Origin of the sequence: Mangrovimonas sp. ST2L15 (assembly GCF_001280515.1) — a bacterium.
GTDB lineage: Bacteria > Bacteroidota > Bacteroidia > Flavobacteriales > Flavobacteriaceae > Mangrovimonas > Mangrovimonas futianensis.
On sequence record NZ_LBIQ01000023.1, the window covers coordinates 1 to 3,971 of the forward strand.

Genomic DNA, 3,971 nt, shown 5'->3' on the forward strand with positions numbered 1-3,971 from the left:
GGTTCCTGAACGACCAGTTCTTCAAACCGCTGAACATTGGGCCCATGGCAGGGATCATGAAGTCCAAGTTCTATTTTGCATACTCGTACCAGATCACCATGAACGACCTGATAGGCTACAACTCCGGTACACACATGATCACAATTGGCATTGATTTCCTACAGGGACTCTCGGACTGCCCGTGTACAGCAAGCAAGCATAGAATGTATTAGTGGTTACATAAAAACAAAAGCACAGTTAAATTTATAAATGATTTAAAACAAATATTTAATGAAACAAAACTAGAACAAACACTAACATAACCTCCTTCTATGCGATGCCCCTTGCAGAAAAAGGAGAACTAAACTAAGCTGCCATGAAAAAACCTACTTTTTCAAAATTAGCCCTTATAACATTCCTATTGTTTTTGGGCTTTCATTCGTTTGCCCAAAATTATGTACCCTTCACACCAAGATTTGATCAAGATCTGAAGGGTGATATTTTGTTAATAGGAAACAATATTCTGGGTCCCGATAACAATGCCTTTAATCAAAATAATGTCTATAACCATAACGTCGATATGACTTATATAGACATTGACAACGACAACTCCACATTTAGTTCTTCAAGCGCTGACCTTGAAATTCCCAACCCCAATTGTTATCAAATAATCTATGCAGGATTGTATTGGGGAGCAGTAACAAATGGAGATGAACCAATTGAAAATGTCAAACTAAAAGGCCCTAGTGGTGGGTATTTTGATGTCACCGGAGAAATAGTGTATAGTGCCAATGGTACTGCTACTGGAGATAGTTATCCCTACTCCTGTTATGCCGATGTAACGTCTATTGTAACCAGTCTTGACACCGATCTGGGGACTTACACCATCGCCAATGTATCTAGTGCACAAGGTGAAACAGGAAGTTTTAACCCATACAACGGAACAGGATATTCTGCTGGTTGGTCTCTCTTTGTGGTCTATGAAGACCCTACAATGCCTGGAAAATCCATTACTAGTTTTGATGGATTCAGTGCCATTAGTAGTAGTGTTAATTTAGACGTGCCAGTTTCTGGATTTAGAACCGTACCAGCACCCCAACCTGTAAGAGCTAATTTTGCTTTTGCAACGCTAGAAGGTGATAAACCTATTCAGAATGACAGATTGCTATTAAATAACGTTCCTTTATCAGCAGCGGATAGACCTGCAAATAACTTTTTTAACAGTTCGGTCACCCAGTTGAGTGCTTTACCTGTAGATAACCGAGTTCCCAATAGTACAAACACACTTGGATTTGACACAGGTGTGATGGTCGTACCTAATCCAGGCAACAATGTCATAGCTAATGATGCCACATCGGCTGTTGTTAGGTTGGAGAGTGATCAAGATGTCTATTTCCAATATTTCTATGCTTTTGCGGTAGAAATAATCGAACCCGATATCATTTTGACTAAAATAGTTGAAGATGACATGGGTAATGATATTGGTGGCCAATATGTAGGTTTAGGGCAACCATTAAATTATGTTATTGGGTTTCAAAACGTAGGTAATGACCATGCAACAAACTTCCAAATTAGAGATGTTTTACCTATCAACATTATCTTTAATTACCCTGAGGATTTAGTGTTGCCTCCCGGAGTTACGGTTGCCAGTTATGATCCCATAACAAGGGAAATCATATTTAACATTGACGATTCTTTAGTCGAAATCAATGACCCTGTTTATGAAATACGTATAGAAGTTCAAACTGTTGAAACCTGTGCCGATTTAGCAGATGCTTGCTCCAATATTATCAACAATCAAGCGTTTGCTTCCTATCAAGGTACTATCAATCCTGATTTCTTAATTACGGACGACCCCAGTTTAAGCAGCAATACTGGCTGTTTATTGAGTCCACAGGCTACTAACTTTTTGGTGGATCTAGATTGTACTTTTTCAGAAGACTTTATTTTATGTGGAGACAGTATTACTCTAACGGCAGCCGATGGGTATGATACTTATGAATGGTCCACTAACCCTTCAGGAAACCCGGTTATTGGTACGGGTCAAACCTTTACAGCTACCGAAGTTGGAACTTACTATTCATTCAACACAGCTCCAAATCCATGTCAATCCATTGCTCAAGAATATCATGTAACAACTTTTGGAGGAGATATTACCAACCCAGTCATTCCTTATGCTGACGAAGTAGTCACCTGTCCAAACGACGGAAAACTTTTGCCTAATATTTATTTATGTGGAGCGAATGATTTTGTAGACATTCAAACCAATATCTCTGGCACGACTTCTATAGTATGGGAACAATTAGATGAGTCTAGTTGTGCTGCTGTAGAAAATGCAGATTGTGCCAATGAAAATGACGCTTGTACCTGGAACCAAGTAGGAACAGGACCAAACTATACAGCTGATACGGCAGGTCAATTTAGTCTGACCATCAATTTTGAAGGAGGTTGTTATGTCCAATTCTATTTTAATGTCTATGAAAATTTACTGGAGCCCACAGTAACCGCAACCGACATCACTTGTGAATCTCCTGGAACCATCACCGTTAATGGTGTTCCCAGCGGATATGAATTTAGTTTGGATAATGTCAATTTCCAATCGAGTAACGTCTTCACTGTAACAACTCCAGGGATGTATACGGTTTATATTACTCAAACTGAAGTAGAAACTAATCCTTGTGTCTTCACAGTTCCAGATGTTCAAATTTTTGAAAGTGACTTTACAGCATCAACAATAATAGAACAACCTTTATGTTATGATGATTTTGGTAGCATTTATTTGGCAGCCAATGATGCCGACCCACAATACTATTTTTCGATTCATCAAAACGGAACATTGGTCAATAGTGTGGGACCACAAATGGAAAACAGTTACACTTTTGAAAATCTAAACCCCGGAATATATACGGTTAGTTTTGAAACCGATGATGGCTGTGAATATTCAGAAGAAATTGAAATTATTCAACCACCATTATTGACAGTAACCGCTGCATTAACAAGCCCCTTAACCTGTGACGACGGGGAAATCACTATTTATCCTGAAGGAGGAACACCTCCATATTTCTATTTCATTAATAGTGCTTCAGAATTTCAAACCGTTCCAGAATATACAGTTACAGCTCCTGGTACTTATGCTATTCTTGTTATGGACTCAAATAACTGTAGTGCTACAACGACCATTACTGTTGATGATATTCCAGAACCTGATTATACCGTTACATCTACTAATATAGAATGTGGTTTTACTTCTAACGGAACCATAACATTTGATGTTACCAATGCATACGGAACAACTTTAGAATACAGTATTGATGGCGGATCAACGTTTGTTGATGCTCCTGTTTTTACAAATTTAACAGAAGGTACCTATGAAGTTATAGTAAAGTATAGTTTGGATGATTCAGTATGTTATACCGAACCACAACAGGTAACCATAACTGCCGATTCTACGATTGAAGGTACAGTTGAACTCACCTCCCCTTACACATGTAACGGTAGTGGGACCATTACAGTGACGGGTGTAACGGGTGGTACGCCTCCCTATTCATACAGTATCGACGGGACCAACTTCCAGTCCGGCAATACCTTTACGGGCCTTACGGCCGGAACCTATACCATCACCGTACAGGATGCCAGTGGATGTTCCCTGGCAGTGGGAAGCATCACCATCGATGCCCTGGACCCGCCTACCGACATGGAGTTTGATATGACGGCCATTACCTGTCCTGCAAATTCATCCGATGTGACCATTACAAGTGTCACCGGAGGAAGCGGCGAGCTACAGTACCAGATCATAGCCCCCGCCTCGGCAGCTACCCCATACCAGACATCCAATACGTTCCCAGACCTGGCTCCGGGAACCTACACCTTCCAGGTGATGGATGCCAATGAGTGTACATACAGCGAGACCATGACCATCGATCCGCTACCGACCATTTCCTTGAGCACCGTGCTTACCAAGGACCTGGACTGTACGGCCAACCCAGATGCCA

2 protein-coding genes are annotated in these 3,971 nt (G+C 40.7%); both read left to right on the forward strand.

Annotated elements, in window-relative coordinates; translation table 11 throughout:
* Positions 1–212 (forward strand): type IX secretion system membrane protein PorP/SprF (locus ZA07_RS15850; protein WP_157492033.1); only part of this gene is annotated, 212 nt, incomplete at its 5' end.
* Between the two features lie 143 nt (positions 213–355).
* The coding region (locus ZA07_RS02370) for a SprB repeat-containing protein (protein ID WP_197276689.1) at positions 356–3,971 on the forward strand (3,616 nt) is incomplete at its 3' end.